Source organism: Pelomonas sp. Root1217, from assembly GCF_001425705.1.
Lineage (GTDB): Bacteria > Pseudomonadota > Gammaproteobacteria > Burkholderiales > Burkholderiaceae_C > Pelomonas.
This window is the reverse complement of the sequence record NZ_LMDC01000027.1, coordinates 440,382-456,971: the sequence shown is the minus strand read 5'-3', so window position 1 is coordinate 456,971 and position 16,590 is coordinate 440,382. Positions and strand designations below refer to the sequence as shown.

Annotated in this window: 14 protein-coding genes and 1 other RNA gene; 9 read left to right on the top strand and 6 right to left on the bottom strand. The window is 64.2% G+C overall.

The features are described 5' to 3' along the window. Window positions 1-67: 67 nt before the first annotated feature. Window positions 68-295 (top strand): hypothetical protein, encoded by a 228-nt coding sequence (locus ASC95_RS19760; protein WP_057299400.1) that lies wholly within the window; start codon window positions 68-70, stop codon window positions 293-295. 48 nt (window positions 296-343) lie between these two features. Then, complete coding sequence (locus tag ASC95_RS19755) at window positions 344-1,609, top strand: S8 family serine peptidase (protein WP_162250812.1); 1,266 nt, start codon at window positions 344-346, stop codon at window positions 1,607-1,609. Window positions 1,610-2,062: 453 nt separating this feature from the next. On the opposite strand, the gene ASC95_RS19750 is transcribed toward ASC95_RS19755, so the two are convergent. Next, a complete protein-coding gene (locus tag ASC95_RS19750) occupies window positions 2,063-3,097 on the bottom strand; it encodes a hypothetical protein (RefSeq protein ID WP_057299398.1) in 1,035 nt (344 codons plus the stop codon). A 56-nt stretch (window positions 3,098-3,153) separates the two neighbouring features. On the opposite strand from ASC95_RS19750, the gene ASC95_RS19745 reads away from it, so the two are divergent. Then, entirely contained in the window at window positions 3,154-3,600 is a 447-nt protein-coding gene (locus ASC95_RS19745; RefSeq protein WP_369820624.1) for an OST-HTH/LOTUS domain-containing protein, read from the top strand. 368 nt (window positions 3,601-3,968) lie between these two features. On the opposite strand, the gene ASC95_RS30095 is transcribed toward ASC95_RS19745, so the two are convergent. From ASC95_RS30095 to ompA, 5 genes are all read right to left on the bottom strand, one after another. Continuing rightward, a complete protein-coding gene (locus tag ASC95_RS30095) occupies window positions 3,969-5,258 on the bottom strand; it encodes an integrase arm-type DNA-binding domain-containing protein (protein WP_082567937.1) in 1,290 nt (429 codons plus the stop codon). A gap of 205 nt (window positions 5,259-5,463) precedes the next feature. After that, window positions 5,464-5,836, bottom strand: a transfer-messenger RNA (tmRNA) gene (ssrA, locus tag ASC95_RS30090). Window positions 5,837-5,850: 14 nt separating this feature from the next. Then, window positions 5,851-6,489, bottom strand: a complete 639-nt coding sequence (locus tag ASC95_RS19735) for an HAD family hydrolase (RefSeq protein WP_235537979.1) — start codon at window positions 6,487-6,489, stop codon at window positions 5,851-5,853. A gap of 32 nt (window positions 6,490-6,521) precedes the next feature. After that, entirely contained in the window at window positions 6,522-7,226 is a 705-nt protein-coding gene (gene ubiG / locus ASC95_RS19730; protein WP_057299397.1) for a bifunctional 2-polyprenyl-6-hydroxyphenol methylase/3-demethylubiquinol 3-O-methyltransferase UbiG, read from the bottom strand. Window positions 7,227-7,300: 74 nt separating this feature from the next. After that, window positions 7,301-7,957, bottom strand: coding sequence for an outer membrane protein OmpA (gene ompA, locus ASC95_RS19725; protein ID WP_057299396.1), 657 nt, complete (start codon window positions 7,955-7,957; stop codon window positions 7,301-7,303). Between the two features lie 264 nt (window positions 7,958-8,221). Here ompA and gyrA point away from each other — a divergent pair, with 264 nt between their 5' ends. Genes gyrA through ASC95_RS19695 form a run of 6 tightly spaced genes read left to right on the top strand, consistent with a single transcriptional unit; the run spans window position 8,222 to window position 16,562 of the window. Beyond that, the gene (gene gyrA, locus ASC95_RS19720) at window positions 8,222-10,876 is read left to right on the top strand and encodes a DNA gyrase subunit A (RefSeq protein ID WP_057299395.1); all 2,655 of its coding nucleotides are present in this window, start codon (window positions 8,222-8,224) and stop codon (window positions 10,874-10,876) included. Window positions 10,877-10,880: 4 nt separating this feature from the next. Continuing rightward, a complete protein-coding gene (locus ASC95_RS19715; protein ID WP_057299394.1) occupies window positions 10,881-11,465 on the top strand; it encodes a DUF2059 domain-containing protein in 585 nt (194 codons plus the stop codon). Window positions 11,466-11,479: 14 nt separating this feature from the next. After that, a complete protein-coding gene (gene serC / locus ASC95_RS19710; protein ID WP_057299393.1) occupies window positions 11,480-12,571 on the top strand; it encodes a 3-phosphoserine/phosphohydroxythreonine transaminase in 1,092 nt (363 codons plus the stop codon). Next, window positions 12,564-13,661 (top strand): prephenate dehydratase, encoded by a 1,098-nt coding sequence (pheA, locus tag ASC95_RS19705; RefSeq protein WP_057299392.1) that lies wholly within the window; start codon window positions 12,564-12,566, stop codon window positions 13,659-13,661. The genes serC and pheA overlap by 8 nt, the downstream gene beginning before the upstream one ends. A 4-nt stretch (window positions 13,662-13,665) precedes the next feature. Next, complete coding sequence (locus tag ASC95_RS19700; RefSeq protein WP_057299391.1) at window positions 13,666-14,562, top strand: prephenate dehydrogenase/arogenate dehydrogenase family protein; 897 nt, start codon at window positions 13,666-13,668, stop codon at window positions 14,560-14,562. Further along, on the top strand, window positions 14,562-16,562 hold the full coding sequence (locus ASC95_RS19695) for a bifunctional 3-phosphoshikimate 1-carboxyvinyltransferase/cytidylate kinase (protein ID WP_057299390.1): 2,001 nt from the start codon (window positions 14,562-14,564) through the stop codon (window positions 16,560-16,562). Before ASC95_RS19700 ends, ASC95_RS19695 begins: the two co-directional genes overlap by 1 nt. The last annotated feature ends 28 nt before the right edge of the window (window positions 16,563-16,590 follow it).

Here is a 16,590-nt window from a genome sequence, read left to right as displayed (position 1 = left end):
CTTGCGCAGCTGAATACTTTCCGCGTTTCCGGGGGGGAGCCCCCCGCATACCAACCAAGGGAACCCAATGTCAGCCAAAAAGACCGCAACGACCGCGCGCTTCATCTTGATGCCTATGCGGGGTTTCACGTCAGAAGACATGAGGAACATCAGCGAGGCCAGTCCGGTGTTTGCCGCCGCGGCGACAAACCGCCTTGCCACCATGTCGGCGACTGGCCGGTCGCGCACGCCGGTGATGAAGGTCGTTCACTCGATCGAAGCGGATGGCCCGAAGCTTGTGGAGATGGGTTCGTAAGAACTCGCGGCGCTGCGCGTTTCCGACCCGGGTGTGAAGGCGATGCCGTTGGTCACGTACCAACTGATGCGCATGCCGCAGCTTGAAATCCTTACCAAGGCAATGCCAGCGGCGGCCTTGGGACTGACCACGAAGCTGCAGGTCACCTTCGTCGATGCCAAGAGCAAGAAGCCCGTTCAGGGCATCACTGTCGTGGCATTTACGGACTTCGCCAGCAGGGTCGGGGCCAGCGGCAAGACCAATAGCAAAGGAGTAGCCAGCCTCGGGTTCCCTGGCAACTCGGTGAAGCTGGAATTGCTCGTGGCGTATTCGCCTGCCGGCTACTGGGGATATGGAAGAAAGAACTTCACCCTCAAGGGCGGCACCACGCATGAGGTCGAGCCCGTCGATCTGGCGGTCCCGGACTTCGCGGCGATCTTGTACGGCAATCGACCTGTCGACGCTGGTGCAGGTGTCACCGTGGGCGTCATCGACACCGGCGTTGACGCCACCCACCCGGACTTGGCAGTCACTGGAGGTGCCGCTTTTGTCTACAGCGAAGGCGACGCGGGCGGTTCAGGCCCCGCCGCCAAGCAAGGCGATCACGGCACCCATGTGGCCGGCATCATCTCGAGCCGGGGCTCACTGAATCCGGCGGACCCTCACCACGCGCCTGGCAAACGGGGCATCGCACCGCAAGTGACGCTGATGAGCTACCGCGTTTTCCCTAACTCTGGAGCCGGTGCAGAAAACTACGACATCATTCGCGCGATCGATCAGGGTGTCAAACACGGCTGCGACCTGCTAAACCTCAGCCTGGGCTCTTCCATCCCCGACGACACGGTCCATGCCGCGATGAAGGATGCCTTTGACCAAGGCACGGTCTGCATCGCCGCCGCCGGCAACGACGGCCGAAAACCAGTGTCGTACCCTGCGGCCTGGAATGTCGCCGTGGCGGTGAGCAGTCTGGGAAAGAAAGGCACCTATCCAGCGTCTTCCAATGAAGTCCTGGACGAGGTGGCACCGTTTGGGAAGAGTGATTCGAAGGTCTATGTGTCCGCCTTCTCGAACGTCGGCCCACCGATCGACGTCTGCGGCCCTGGCGGCGGCATCGTTTCGACGCTTCCAGGCGGGAAGTACGGGGTGATGTCGGGGACCAGTATGGCTTGCCCCGCAGTCACGGGGGCGGCGGCTGCACTCCTCTCCGCAAACAAGACGGTCCTCAACATGCCCCGAGACCGCAACCGATCCATCGCTATCGTGGGTCTGATCACGGGCGCCGCCAAGACGCTGGGGTTCATTCAACCCCTGGAAGGAGTCGGGTTGATGGTGTAGGACAGGGGAACTGCAAACCCTGGTAGTGCTATAACAATGCTTATGGTGCGACTAGTCCTTCGCCGTTCAGAGGAAAGCGCCGCCTCGCCAGCCGAGGCAGAGGCGGCTGTTGCCTCCCAAAGTGGAGATGTCCTCGACAGCAGTGGTCGAACCATGCTTGTGAGGGTTGCCAACTCGGCAGCGGCCAATACCCTACGCAAAGCACTTCCCGGATGGTTGATCTCAGAGCAAGGTCCGAGGATTGAAGTCCCGGACACTCGGTTGAAGATCGGTTCGAGAGGTTAAGCCTCCCTTTCGCAGACCTGGCGACCGTACTCAAGCAGCTCTTGGAACGCAGCAGAGTTTTGTCCACGACGAGCAAGGTCGGCCGTAATCTGGTCCGCGTGACGTCCTCCCCTTGGCACAAGCCCCTGCCGGCGGTCATGTCTCGAGCACTGAGCGTCCCGGGGCCGGCTACTCGTCGGAGGCGATCTCCAACTGCGTCGCCATGAGCAAAGAGGCGCGCCGGGCCTTGTTCAAGGCCTGTTTCACGACCAGTTCCTCCACCTTCGCGGCGCGGCGCGTGTAGTCGGCGATCTGGTAGCGCAGGTCCGTGACGGGCACGCCCTCGATCCAAGTAAGCGGCGGCATTGCATTCGAGCCCTGGCGCACCAGCCTGATCTTCAGGCACAGCGGCTCGTAGGTCAGCTGGCTGCCGGGCTGAACGAAAAAGAGGTTGAACGCATCCGACTTGTTTTCCCCCTCCACCGCGCTCGGGCGGTGGATCTCCAGTCTGAACCACTGCGAGTTCTGCTGCACGAACTGTTCGATGAGGGGCTTGACGGTGCCGGACAGCATGCTTTCATTGCCGTCGCGCGAGAACTGGAGTTTGAGCAGGATGCGCCACAGCGGCTCCAGCCCCAGCCCCTGGTGCGCATTGACGTCCAGGCGCAGGTGCCGGCTGTGAAGCAGGTTGGCAAAGCTGCCCGACAGCGCCAGTTGTGCATTCAGCGGCGCGATGGCAGGGCCCAGCAGCGCATGCAGGCGCTGCACCATCTCCATGAATGTCACGAACCTCTCACTGAACCATGCGTGCCTTTGGTGCAGGTGCTGGGTCATTACCTGGGCCATCTCCTCCGGGACGTTCACGATGGCCCGGAGCCGGTTCACCGCGCCCTCGTCGGGTTCCACGTCCATGATCGTCGACACGCGGTCATGGCAAGCCCGCATGCAGCGGGCGAACTCGTGATCGAAGAGTTCGCAGATCTTCGAGTCATGTCTGAGGCTGTAGGCCTGAACGAACTGCGAGCCCATGATCTGCAGCAGCTCGGCCTCATGAGGCCGGAACAGGCCGAAACACGTGCCAGCCTGGGGCAGCAGTTGCAGCCGCATGTCGATGTGGTGGTCGCGCGGCGCCTCGCCGCCGTGCCTCAGGATCTGCAGGAAGCGCGGCAGGCGCTTGGCCAGCTTGGCTGTGCTGCCGCCCGGCTGGGCAGTCTCACGGATCATGGTCAGGTACTCCGTCCGGCGCGGCCATCAGTGCGCCGCGCGCGCTCATCCGCACCGTGGTCATCATGGGCGGCGACAGCGACTTCATGCCGGTCGCGCAGAAGATCAAAGCAGCTGGCCGGACGCTCATCGGCATCGGCAACCGCCGGAACACCAACAAGCATTGGGCCAAGAGCTGCCACGAGTTCCGCTACTACGGCGCTCTCATCGCGCCCCCACTTGCCGATGAGCCACCGACACCTGCCGGACAGAAGGTCGCCCCACCGTCGCCACCACCCGATCCCGCAGCCGAGATGCTGCGCCGCGCAGTGCGCCTGCTGGCAGAAACCAAAGGCGAGCCCTGGGTCAACAAGGGCTCGGTCTGGCACATGGTCAAGCGCCTGGATCCGACCTTCGACACCAAGGACCACGGACACGCAAGCTTCGCCGAGATGGTCAAGGCGCTGGATGCGGTCGTCGAAGTCAAGAAAGGCGAGTCGGACCACATGCTCCGCTTGCGCTGATCGTTCACCTCGCACCACCGTGCTTGAGGTCGGTCACCCATGGTCACCCCCTAGTCGCGCCACTCGACTGAGCAGGCAGCCGCGCCTGCCGAAATCAACTCCGTCAATCTTTGGCAGCCCTATTCACCGGCAACTGCCTCTCTGCACGTCGCGACACGAGCACCAGGCGCTGCTTCACGTTCGCACTCGGGCCATGGCCATCAAGTCAGCAACCCGACTAAAAGCCAAATGACGAAATTCGGCCGCTCGGTTTTTCGTACCTTTTTCGTACGGGCAAAGAAAAAGCACCTAGCGTCGCCACTAAGTGCTTGTTCTACCTACCGAATTTGGTAGGCGCGATTGGATTCGAACCAACGACCCCCACCATGTCAAGGCGGAGCTGACGTGATGCCTAGCCTGAGTCGTTCGAGGTAGTCGGCCCAAGCCTGCATCATCGAGACTCGCTGGTCGAGATACTGCGTACGGTTATAGGCTCGTCCCAGCGCGTCAGCTACGGCATGCGCAAGCTGAGCTTCAATGACCTCGGGGGCGAAGTTCAATCGCTCAGCGAGCATCGTTCGCGCCATGGCACGAAAGCCATGCGCGGTCATCTCATCATTGGCATAACCCAGGCGCCGCAATGCCGAACGCACCGTGTTCTCGCTCATGCATCGTTGCCGGGTCGTCAACGCCGGGAAGACGTACCGACCGTCTCCGGTGAAGGGTAGCAAGGCGCGCAGTGCCTCCACCGCCTGGCGAGCCAAGGGCACCAAGTGCGGCGGCCCGTCCTCTTTCTGCGCCTTGGTGCGCTTCATGACGCTGCCCGGGATCGTCAATAACGCGAGGTCCAGGTCGATCCATGCCCACTCCAAGTGCCGCAATTCACCAGGACGGAGTAGCAGCAACGGGGACAACTGCAACGCGACCTGGGTCGTTCGCTGGCCTGAATACTCATCGGCAGCCCGCAACAGCTTCGCGACCTCGCCTGGGTCTGTCAGTGCTGCGTGATGGCGACTCTGCACTGGCCGCAGGGCGTCGCGCAGGTCTGCCGCCGGATTCGACGCGCACGCGCCCGTGGCGATCCCAAAACGAAACACCTGACCACAAGCGTCCTTGATCCGGTGCGCCGTCTCGATAGCGCCCCGCCCCTCCACCTTGCGGAGCACGGCCAGCAACTCCGGCGCCGTAATCTCAGAAATGAGCCTTCGACCCAGCCAAGGGAAGACGTCCTGCTCAAGCCGAATACGCGTGCGGGAATGATGGCCCGCGCTGACCTTCGCCTGATGAACGGTCTCCAGCCATTCCTGCGCTACAGCCTGAAAGGAGCCGACTGGAGGAAGCCCAGCTGCCTCCAGCGCTAGTGCCTCCACCCGGCTGGCTTGCGCCACCTTTTCGCTCTTTCTTAAAGCGCTCGGGTCCACCCCGGCAGCGATTTGGCGGCGCGCCTCATCTCGTTTCGCACGGGCCTGCCCTAGGGACGTCTCGGGATACGTGCCCAAGGACAGCATGCGCTCTTTACCGTCGAACCAGTAGCGGAATCGCCACCATCCTGACTTGTTGGGCCGGACATCAAGCCGAAGTCCCGCTCCGTCCTTCACCTTGGAAGGGGCGCCGGAAACCTCTGCCGCCTTGAGCGCTGCCTTGATCGCTCTATCCGACAAGAGATCGCTAGCCGTCATCTCATCACCGCTCGGTCACATGTATGGGTAACTTTCCAGCTATTTTATCCGGCCCACGGGACTTACCCATGAAGTTACCCATGACGCTTGGGGACTCCGTGAGACGTCAAGGGATGCAGTGGGCAAAGAAAAAGGCCCAAGTCGTTGATTTACTTGGGCCTTTCAGCTCAGCGGGACCTTGCGGGACTAGCTGAGACCTCTAAGATGGTGGAGCCGGGGGGAATTGAACCCCCGTCCGCAAGCCATCACCGGGCAGATCTACATGTTTAGCCGGCTGATTTGAATCTCACGGTCAACTCGCGCAGTGGCACGCTAGCTTTTCCGCCAGTCACTTGATCTCACGCCCTACCGAGTGACCCGGTACGACGCCAGCCGATGTGAGTGACTTCTCAGCTTTGCCCCTTGCGGAACTCAGCCCGGCCCATCGGCCTGCCGTTGAGAAGCTCATCCGCAATTAAGCGGCGAGTGCGAACGTAGAGTCGTTTGCAGTTACTTTGTTTCCAGTGGTTTTACGAGCGGACTGGTGCTCGACATGCCCTACTCCGGATCCGCACCCACGTCGAAACCAAGTCGGCCCCAGAGACCTCGCATTTTAGGCCAGACCGAGCGCTTTCAAGAGCTCTCCCGGCGCAGACAGTTCCAGGTCGGCGCCCCAATGACGAAATTCACCGCTCTCGCCGAGATAGCCCCATGCCGCGGTGGCCGTTGACATGCCTGCGGCCCGACCTGCGAGGATGTCCCGTTCGTCATCCCCAACGTAGAGGCAGGACTGGGGTGCCACGCCCAGGCGGCGTGCGGCCTCCAGCAGTGGGGCGGGGTGCGGTTTGGTATGGCCCGTCGTGTCGCCACCCACGATGGCGCCGGCCGCCAAGCCCAGCGCCTTGGCCAGCGGCAAGGCGAAGCGCTCGGCTTTGTTGGTGACGATGCCCCATGTCATGCCCGCATCTGCGAGCCCGAGAAGCTCCGCCTCGATGCCGGGAAAGGCACGTGTGCTGTCATACATCACCGCTTCGTAGCGATCCAGAAATTCACGCTTGAGTTCGTCATAGCCCGACTGACCAGGCGCCGTGTCGAAGGCTTGGCCCAGCATGCCACGCGCGCCCGAGCCGCCGTGCGGCCGATATTGCAAGAGTGGCAGCGGGGCGAGACCGCGGTCGGCGCGCATCGCATTGGCGGCCGCCGCGAGGTCTGCGGCACTGTCGACCAGTGTGCCGTCCAGGTCGAACAGCACGGCCCGCAGGTGCGACCAAGACGCAAGCAGCTTCAAGCGGGACGGCGGCAAGCCAGCAGGTAGTTCACGTCGGTGTCGCTACCGAGGCTGTAGCGCTGCGTGAGCGGGTTGTAGGTCAGGCCGCGGCTGCCTTGCAGCTCCAGCCCGGCGTCGCGACAGAACTGCGACAGCTCCGACGGCTTCAGGAAGCGCGCATATTCGTGCGTGCCCTTGGGCAGCATCTGCAGTACGTATTCCGCGCCAACGATGGCGAGCAAGAACGACTTGGCGTTGCGATTGAGCGTCGACAGGAAGACCAAGCCGCCGGGCTTGACCAGCGTCGCCAGCGCCCGCACGACCGAGGCCGGGTCGGGCACATGCTCCAACATCTCCATGCAGGTAACCACGTCGAAGCTGGCCGGCTGTTCAGTGGCCAACGCTTCGACAGCGATCTCGCGGTATTCCACGCCTTCGGTCCCTGCCTCCATGGCATGCAGTTCTGCGACGCGCAGCGGCTTGGTCGACAGGTCGATGCCCAGCACCTGGGCGCCGGCACGCGCCATGGAATCGCTCAGAATGCCGCCGCCACAACCGACGTCCAGCACACGCTTGCCTGCCAAAGGGCAGAGCTGCTGAATCCATCCGAGGCGCAGCGGGTTGATCTGGTGCAGCGGTTTGAAGTCGCTCTCGGGGTCCCACCAGCGGTGGGCCAGTTCGCCGAATTTGGCGAGCTCTTGCGGGTCGGCGTTGATCGTCATGACATCCAGAAAGTAGAAAAGCCCCGACGGCGGACCGTGCGGGGCTTTGCGCAAAGCGCCCGAGGGCGCTGAGCTTACTTGTTGCGCGTACCGACGACTTCGATTTCGGTGCGGCGGTTCTTGGCGCGGCCTTCGGTCGTCTTGTTGTCGGCGACGGGCTGCTTTTCGCCCTTGCCTTCGGTGTAGACGCGGTTCGGCTCGACACCCTTGCCAACCAGGTAAGCCTTGACGGCTTCCGAGCGGCGGATCGACAGCTTCTGGTTGTACTCATCGCTGCCCACCGAGTCGGTGTGGCCCACGGCGATGATGACTTCCAGGTTGATGCCCTTGGTCTTGCTGACCAGGTCGTCCAGCTTGGCGGTGGCTTCGGGCTTCAGCGTCGACTTGTCGAAGTCGAAGAAGGCATCAGCGGCGAAGGTGACCTTCTCGCTGACCGGAGCCGGCGGCGGGGGAACCGGCTTCGGAGGCTGGGGAGCCGGCGCCGGAGGCGGGGGAGCAACCGGTGCCGGCGGCTCAACCTTGGGTGCCGGCTTGATTTCGCCATCGCAGCCCTTGGCCGCCGTAGCGGGTGTCCAGAAATTGTCGCGCCAGCAATATTCGTTGGTGCCGTTCTTCCAGACGGTGCCGTCGGTTGCGCGCCAGTTGTCGATAGCTTGGGCCGATGCGCCAGACGCAGCAACGGCGACCGCGGCCACCGCAAACAGCGACGCCACACGATTCAGTTTCTTCATGATTCTCCTCTCAAGGAATGCCGCAGTTGCCCTGCGAGAGTCAGTACTCAACCTCTAACCTCAGGAGAGACTTTAGGGTTTCTCCTAGGGACTCGACGATTGTGCCATGGGGGCACCGAGACCAACGCATTGTGGCGGCCTACGTTCAAGGCCATGGTGACGATGTTGCGCTGCTGCTACAGGGGGGCGGGCCGCATAGAATTCGCGCCTTTCACCTACCTCTGAGGACGCCGCGGCCGTGTAGCGCGTGCGTCATCCCGCCGCATGACCCAGTTCGCCAAGGAAACCCTCCCGATCAGCCTCGAGGAGGAGATGCGCCGCTCCTATCTCGACTACGCGATGAGCGTGATCGTGGGACGCGCCCTGCCCGATGCGCGTGACGGCCTGAAGCCGGTGCACCGTCGCGTGCTGTACGCGATGAACGAGATGGGCAACACCTACAACGCCAAGTACCGCAAGAGCGCGCAGGCGGTAGGTGAGACCATGGGTAAATACCACCCGCACGGCGACTCGGCCATTTACGACACCATCGTCCGCATGGCGCAGCCATTCAGCCTGCGCCACATGCTGATCGACGGTCAAGGCAACTTCGGTTCCATCGACGGCGATAACGCCGCTGCAATGCGATACACCGAGATTCGTCTCGACAAAATCGCTCACGAAATGTTGGCAGACATCGACAAGGAAACCGTCGATTTCGGGCCGAACTATGACGGCAGCCATAAGGAACCCCTGGTTCTGCCGACCCGTTTGCCGAATCTGCTGGTGAATGGTTCGTCGGGTATTGCCGTGGGTATGGCCACGAATATCCCGCCGCACAACCTCAACGAAGTTGTCGACGCCTGCCTGTTCGCGCTGAAAAGCCCGGAATGCACCGTCGACGAGCTGATGGAGATCATCCCGGCGCCCGACTTCCCGACCGCCGGCATCATCTATGGCCTGGCTGGCGTGCGCGATGGCTACCGCACGGGGCGCGGCCGGGTCGTCATGCGCGCCAAGGTGCATTTCGAGGACATCGACAAGGGCGCGCGCCAGTCGATCATCGTTGACGAAATCCCCTATCAGGTCAACAAGAAGACCTTGCTTGAGCGCATTGCCGAGCTGGTGCAGGAAAAGAAGATCGAGGGCATCAGCCACATCCAGGACGAGTCCGACAAGTCCGGCATGCGCGTGGTCATCGAACTCAAGCGCGGTGAAGTCCCCGAGGTGGTGCTGAACAACCTGTACAAGCAGACGCAGCTGCAAGACAGCTTCGGCATGAACATGGTGGCCCTCGTCGACGGCCAACCCAAGCTGTGCAATCTGCGCGACATGATCATCGTGTTCCTGGAGCACCGCCGCGAGGTGGTGACCCGCCGCACGATCTACGAACTGCGCAAGGCCCGCGAGCGCGGCCATGTGCTGGAAGGCCTGGCGGTCGCGCTGGCCAACATCGACGAATTCATCGAGACCATCAAAACCTCGCCGACGCCGCCTGTTGCCAAGGCCGCGCTGATGGCCAAGAGCTGGGATTCGTCGCTGGTGCGCGAGATGCTGTCGCGCACCGAGACGCTGTCGGCCGGTGGCCCCTCCGCCTACCGCCCCGAGGGCCTTGAGCCGGAATACGGCATGCAGGCCGATGGCCTGTACCGCCTGTCCGAGTCGCAGGCCGGTGAAATCCTGCAGATGCGCCTGCAGCGCCTGACCGGCCTCGAGCAGGACAAGATCGTCGACGAGTACAAGGGCGTGATGGCGGAGATCGCCGATCTGCTCAACATCCTGGCCACGCCGGCCCGGGTGACCACCATCATCAGCGACGAGCTGGTTCAGCTGAAGAACGAGTTCGGCCAGACCAAGCTGGGTGCACGCCGCAGCGTCATCGAGCACAACGCGCAGGAACTCGGCACCGAGGACCTGATCACGCCGACCGACATGGTCGTGACGCTCTCGCACACCGGCTATATCAAGAGCCAGGCGCTGAGCGAATACCGCGCCCAAAAGCGCGGCGGCCGCGGCAAGCAGGCTACGCAGACGAAGGACGACGACTGGGTCGACCAGCTCTTCATCGCCAACACGCACGACTGGCTGTTGTGCTTCTCCAACCGCGGCCGCGTCTACTGGCTCAAGGTCTGGGAAGTGCCGCAAGGCTCGCGCAACTCGCGCGGCAAGCCCATCGTCAACATGTTCCCGCTGCAGGCCGACGAGAAGATCACCGTCGTGCTTGCGCTGACCGGTGAGTTCCGCAGCTTCCCTGAAGATCACTTCATCTTCATGGCCACGGCCATGGGCACGGTCAAGAAGACCTCTCTGAAGGACTTCAGCAATCCCCGCAAGGCCGGCATCATCTCCGTCGACCTGGACGAGGGCGACCACCTGATCGGCGCCGCACTGACCGACGGTCACCACGACGTGATGCTGTTCAGCGACGGCGGCAAGGCCGTGCGCTTCGACGAGGACGATGTGCGCCCAATGGGCCGTACCGCCCGCGGCGTGCGCGGCATGATGCTTGAGCCCGACCAGCGCCTCATCGCCATGCTTGTGGCCGAAGACGAGACCCAGAGCGTGTTGACCGCCACCGAGAACGGCTTCGGCAAGCGCACGTCCATCGTCGAGTACACCCGCCACGGCCGCGGCACCAAGGGCATGATTGCCATCCAGCAGAGCGAGCGCAACGGCCGCGTCGTTGCAGCGACGCTGGTGCGTCCCGAAGACGAGATCATGCTGATCACCGACAAGGGCGTGCTGGTGCGAACCCGCGTCAGCGAGATCCGCGAACTCGGCCGCGCTACGCAAGGCGTCACACTGATCGCGCTGGACGACGGCAGCAAGCTGTCCGGCCTGCAGCGCATCGTCGAGAACGACGCCAATGAGACCGATGCCCCTGCCGAAGATGGCGAGGCCGGCCCTACCGATGACTCTTCCGAAGCCCCCAAGGACTGATCACATGACCTCTCGCAACCTGGGCCTGGCCCTCGCCCTGGCCCTGGCCACCGGTACCGCCCTGGCCGATCCGTCACCGGCCAAGAAGGCCCTGATCGACAAGATCGTGGCCCTGCAACAGCAGGGCATGGCCGACAGCATGGCGGCCAGCATCGTGCAGCAGCCCCTGCCGCAGCTGACGCAAGGCGGCCGTGCCGCGCTGCAGCAGGTGCCGGCCGAGAAGCGCGACGCGACGGCCAAGGCCATGGACGCCGAGCTGAAGAAGTTCATCGAGGAAAACGTGCCCTACCTGAAGGACAAGATTGCCAAGGCAATTGGTCCCACGGCTTCGGCCCTGCTGGACGAACGCTTCAACGAGGACGAACTGAAGCAGGTCGTCGCCTGGGCAGAATCACCGGTCAGCCAGAAATTCGGCCTTGCCAGCGTCGAACTGCAGAAGGCCGTCGCGCAAAAGGTGATGGCCGAGGCCGGCCCCACGTTGGAAGGCCGTCTCAAGGCCCTGCAGGCCACGCTGGCCAAGCAATTGGGCCTGCAGCCTCCGCCGCCGGCCGCAGCGCCCAAGCCCGCAGCCTCAGCGCCCAAGAAGTAGCCTCCCGGATCTCGATGACCAAAGCCCGCCCGTTCAATTTCGCCCCCGGCCCCGCCACACTGCCTGAACCGGTGCTGCAACAGGTGGCGGCCGAGATGCTGGACTGGCACGGCAGCGGCATGAGCGTCATGGAGATGAGCCACCGCGGCAAGGAGTTCATCTCCATCGCGGAAGCGGCCGAGCGAGATCTGCGCGAGCTGCTCGCCGTGCCGGCCAACTTCCGCATCCTGTTCATGCAAGGCGGCGGGCTGGGCGAGAACGCCATCGTGCCGCTGAACCTGAGCCGTGGCGGCAAGGTGGACGTCGTCGTGACGGGCTCTTGGTCGCGCAAGAGCGCTGCCGAGGCGCGCCGCTATGCCGACGTGCAGATCGCCGCCGACGTCGGCAGCGGGCATGCCATCCCCGGCGACTGGCAGCTGCGCGGCGACGCAAGCTATGTCCATGTCTGCACCAACGAGACCATCGACGGCATCGAGTTCCACGATCTGCCTCGTATCGGCAACGGCGTGCCGCTGGTCATCGACTGCTCCTCCCACCTGTTGTCGCGTCCCATCGACTGGAGCCGCGTCGGCCTGGCCTTCGGTGGCGCACAGAAGAACATCGGCCCCGCCGGCATGACCCTGGTGTTCGTGCGCGAAGACCTGCTGGGCCGCGCTCTGGAGATCTGCCCTTCGGCCTTCAACTACGAAACCGTGGCGGCGGCCCAATCCATGTTCAACACGCCGCCGACCTTTGCAATCTATGTGGCGGGTTTGGTGTTTCAGTGGGTGAAAGACTTTGAGTACGCCGGCAAGCGCGGCCTGGCCGCCATCGAGCAGCGCAATATCGACAAGGCGGGCCTGCTCTACGCGACGCTGGATGCCTCCGACTTTTACGAAAACCGTGTCGACGCCAGCTGCCGCTCACGCATGAACGCGCCTTTCTTCCTGAAGGATGAGAAGCTCAACGAGAGCTTCCTGGCCGAGGCCAAGGAAGCTGGTTTGCTGCAGCTCAAGGGCCACAAGTCGGTGGGCGGCATGCGCGCTTCCATCTACAACGCAATGCCGCTGGAAGGTGTGCAGGCGCTGGTGTCATTCCTGAAGGACTTCGAGGCCCGCCATGGCTGAACCTGTCGCCTCCCAGGCGCTGCTCGCGCTGCGCGACCAGATCGACGGCCTGGACCGCCAGCTGCTGGACCTGCTGAACCAGCGCGCCCGCGTCGCCGAGCAAGTGGGAGAAATCAAGCGCGCAGAAGGCACACCCTTCTTCCGCCCGGACCGCGTCGCCCAGGTCATCGACAAGATCCGCGCCGCCAATCCCGGCCCGCTGAAGTCCGAGCATGTGGCAGCCATCTGGCGCGAGATCATGTCGGCCTGCCTGGCGCTGGAGTCGCCACAGCGCGTCGCCGTGCTCGGACCCGTCGGCACCTTCTGCGAGCAGGCGGCCCTCGAATACTTTGGCGGCGCCGCTGACATGACCTACTGCGCAAACTTCGACGAGGTCTTCCACGCGACGGCCAGCGGCAGCGCGCAGTTCGGGGTCGTCGGCGTCGAGAACATGACCGAGGGCGTCGTCACACGCTCGCTAGACCTGTTCCTGCACACGCCCTGCCACGTGGTCGGCGAGGTCAGCCTGCTGATCCGCCACAACCTGATGCGCAAGGAACCGTCGATGCACGGCATCGAGGCCGTGCTTGCGCACCCGCAGGCTCTGGCCCAATGCCAGAACTGGCTGAACAAGCACCTGCCCGACGTCGAGCGCCGCGCCGTCTCCAGCAATGCCGAGGGCTCGCGCCTGGCCGCCACCAACCCCGCCTGGGCGGCCCTGGGCAGCGACCGTGCCTCGACCGTCTTCGGTCTGCACATCACGGCTCATGCCATCCAGGACGAGGCCTACAACCGCACGCGCTTCGCCGTCATCTGCCTGCCGCAGACGATGGCTACGCCGCCGGCCACCGGGCGCGACTGCACCAGCTTGGTCGTCTCGGTGCCCAACCGGCCCGGCGCCATGCACGATCTGCTGGTACCGCTGAAGAAGCACGGTGTGTCCATGACCCGCCTGGAGTCCCGCCCGGCCCGCACCGGCCAGTGGGACTACTACTTCTACATCGACCTCGACGGCCATCCGACGCAGCGCCACGTGGCCGACGCGCTGGCCGAGTTGCGCGAGATTTGCGCCTTCTTCAAGATCCTCGGCGCCTACCCGGTGAAGGCCTAAGACCATGTTTCAGCAGCTGGGTGTGATTGGATGCGGCCTGATGGGCGGCAGCTTCGCGCTGGCAATGAAAAAGGCCGGCCTGGTCAAGCGCGTCGTCGGCTACAGCAAGTCGCCGTCTACGACCGAACAGGCCAAGAAGCTGGGGGTCATCGACGTGGCCGCCGAATCGGCGCTGCTGGCGGTGTCGGGTTCGGACATCGTGTTGATTGCGGTGCCCGTGTCGGCCACCGAGAGCACGCTCAAGGCCATCCGCCACCTCGTCAATCCGGGCGTCTTGTTCATGGACGTCGGCTCGACCAAATGCGACGTCATTGAGGCTTCGCGCCGCGCCCTGGGCGACCGCGCGTCGAGCTTCGTGCCCTGCCACCCCATCGCCGGCAAGGAGTCGGGCGGCGTCCAACATGCCGAGGCCAATCTCTATGAAGGCCGCCAGGTCATCCTGACGCCCCAGCCCTTCACCAACCCGCAGCTTGTGCAGCGTGCCACCGACGTCTGGTCGGCCCTGGGCGCCACCGTGCTGAAGATGCGACCGCACAACCATGACGCGGCTTTCGCCGCGGTCAGCCATCTACCCCATCTGCTGGCCTTCGCCTATTTCCAGGCTATCGCCGAGCAGCCGGCCGCGCGCGACTACCTGAGCCTGGCCGGCCCAGGTTTTCGCGACTTCACCCGCATCGCTGCGGGCGAGCCGGGCGTCTGGCGCGACATCCTGCTGGCCAACAAGCATGAAGTGCTGGCCCAGTCCAAGCGCTTTCGCACCATGCTGGACCAGCTCGAAGCCTTGATCGAAGCGGGCGACGCCACGGCACTCGAAGCCGCACTGCGCCCCATCTCCGAAGGCCGCCTGGCCTGGGGCAATCCTCCTCCTGCAGTCCCTCCCGGCCGACCGGCCGGCAAGTGATGTTCAAGATCCCCTTTCTCGACCTGCCGCCCCTGCGCGGCGCCGCAGGCGCCGTGCGCCTGCCCGGCTCCAAGAGCATTTCCAACCGCGTGCTGCTGCTGGCGGCCTTGAGCGAAGGAAAGACCGTCGTGCGCGACCTGCTGGCGTCCGACGACACGGCCGTCATGCTCGATGCGCTGCGAGCGCTCGGCTGCGGCGTCTGGAACGAAGGCGATGCCGTCGTCATCGATGGCCTGGGTGGCCGCCTTCGCGCCAGGGAAGCCAAACTCTTTCTCGGCAACGCCGGCACCGCCATGCGGCCGTTGACGGCAGCGCTTGCCCTGCTGGCCGCGACGCAGGGAGCGAGCTTCGAGGTGTCCGGCGTGGCGCGCATGCATGAGCGTCCCATCGGTGACCTCGTCGACGCGCTGCGCGGCCTGGGCTGTGAGATCGACGACCTTGGCAATGCCGGCTACCCGCCGCTGCGCCTGCGCGGCCCGTCCACGCTTGCGCTGGATGCGCCGGTGCGTGTGCGCGGCGACGTGTCCAGCCAGTTCCTGACAGCGCTTCTGCTGGCCCTGCCACTCGTGGCCGAGCACGACATCCGCGTCGAAGTCATCGGTGAGCTCATCTCCAAGCCCTATATCGAGATCACGCTGGCCCTGCTGGAGCGTTTTGGCATCGCAGTGAAGCGTGAAGGCTGGGAGGCTTTCATCATCCCGGCCGCAAGCCGCTATCGCTCGCCCGGCGAGGTCTTCGTCGAAGGAGATGCGTCCTCGGCGTCCTATTTCGTCGGCCTGGGCGCCATCGCCGCGACCGATGCGCCGATCCGCATCGAAGGCGTCGGCAGCGAATCCCTGCAGGGCGATGTCCGCTTCATCGAGGCAGCTGCCGCCATGGGTGCGCAGATCAAGACCGGCCCGAATTGGCTGGAAGTCCGCCGTGGCGCCTGGCCGCTCAAGGGCATCACGCTGGACTGCAACCACATCCCCGACGCGGCGATGACGCTGACGGTGATGGCGCTGTATGCCGACGGCGCGACCACGCTGACCAACATCGCCAGCTGGCGCGTCAAGGAGACCGATCGCATTGCTGCCATGGCCGCGGAGCTGCGCAAGCTGGGTGCCACGGTCGACGAGGGGCCGGACTGGATCCGGGTCGAACCATTGAAGGACTGGAAGGCTGCGGCCATCCACACCTACGACGACCACCGCGTCGCGATGTGTTTCTCGCTGGCCGCATTCAATGGCTTGGTCACCGACGCCGCCGTGCCGGTGCGTATCCTCGAACCACACTGCGTCGCCAAGACCTTTCCGGACTATTTCGAGACGCTGTTCGGCGTCGTGATCGCCAACGCTGCCGACGTTCCGGTTATCACCATCGACGGCCCGACTGCCTCTGGTAAAGGCACGCTGGCTGATGAGGTGGGCAAGGCGCTCGGCTTTGGCGTGCTTGACTCCGGTGCGCTCTACCGCGTCGCAGGCCTGGCCGCGCGTCGCGCCGGCCTGAACCTGGACGACGGCGACGCCGTCGCCGCCATCGTGCCGACGCTGCAACTTCGGTTCGGCGACGGCCATGTCTTCCTGGGCCAGGAAGATGTCAGTGCCCGGCTGCGCGCCGAGGCGACCGGCCTGCTGGCCTCACAGGTCGCCGTCCATCCCCAGGTGCGCAAGGCCCTGCATCAGTTGCAACTCGACTTCCGCCGCCTGCCCGGTCTCGTCGCCGACGGCCGCGACATGGGCACAGCCATCTTCCCTGACGCCTCCCTCAAGGTATTCCTCATCGCCAGCGCCGCAACGCGTGCCGAGCGCAGGCATAAGCAGTTGATTTCCAAGGGAATTTCGGCTAATATCGACAGCTTGCGCGAAGATCTGGAAGCGCGGGACGAACGGGACAAGAACCGCTCGGCCTCGCCTTTGGTTCCCGCGCAGGACGCGCAGTTGCTCGACAACTCGGCGCTGACCATCGAAGCCTCGGTGGACCAGGTGCTGGATTGGTGGCAACAGCGCCGGCCTTTTTGACGCGCCTCGTTACTTTCGAAGCGCTGAG

What these genes read in the sequence shown, in the direction of transcription:
- ubiG (WP_057299397.1), bottom strand. Translation starts at nt 7,226, where the DNA reads ATGACGATCAACGCCGACCCGCAAGAGCTCGCCAAATTCGGCGAACTG.
- ASC95_RS19700 (WP_057299391.1), top strand. Translation starts at nt 13,666, where the DNA reads ATGTTTCAGCAGCTGGGTGTGATTGGATGCGGCCTGATGGGCGGCAGC.
- pheA (WP_057299392.1), top strand. Translation starts at nt 12,564, where the DNA reads ATGGCTGAACCTGTCGCCTCCCAGGCGCTGCTCGCGCTGCGCGACCAG.
- ASC95_RS19760 (WP_057299400.1), top strand. Translation starts at nt 68, where the DNA reads ATGTCAGCCAAAAAGACCGCAACGACCGCGCGCTTCATCTTGATGCCT.
- ASC95_RS19715 (WP_057299394.1), top strand. Translation starts at nt 10,881, where the DNA reads ATGACCTCTCGCAACCTGGGCCTGGCCCTCGCCCTGGCCCTGGCCACC.
- ASC95_RS19695 (WP_057299390.1), top strand. Translation starts at nt 14,562, where the DNA reads ATGTTCAAGATCCCCTTTCTCGACCTGCCGCCCCTGCGCGGCGCCGCA.
- ompA (WP_057299396.1), bottom strand. Translation starts at nt 7,957, where the DNA reads ATGAAGAAACTGAATCGTGTGGCGTCGCTGTTTGCGGTGGCCGCGGTC.
- ASC95_RS30095 (WP_082567937.1), bottom strand. Translation starts at nt 5,258, where the DNA reads ATGACGGCTAGCGATCTCTTGTCGGATAGAGCGATCAAGGCAGCGCTC.
- gyrA (WP_057299395.1), top strand. Translation starts at nt 8,222, where the DNA reads ATGACCCAGTTCGCCAAGGAAACCCTCCCGATCAGCCTCGAGGAGGAG.
- ASC95_RS19750 (WP_057299398.1), bottom strand. Translation starts at nt 3,097, where the DNA reads ATGATCCGTGAGACTGCCCAGCCGGGCGGCAGCACAGCCAAGCTGGCC.
- serC (WP_057299393.1), top strand. Translation starts at nt 11,480, where the DNA reads ATGACCAAAGCCCGCCCGTTCAATTTCGCCCCCGGCCCCGCCACACTG.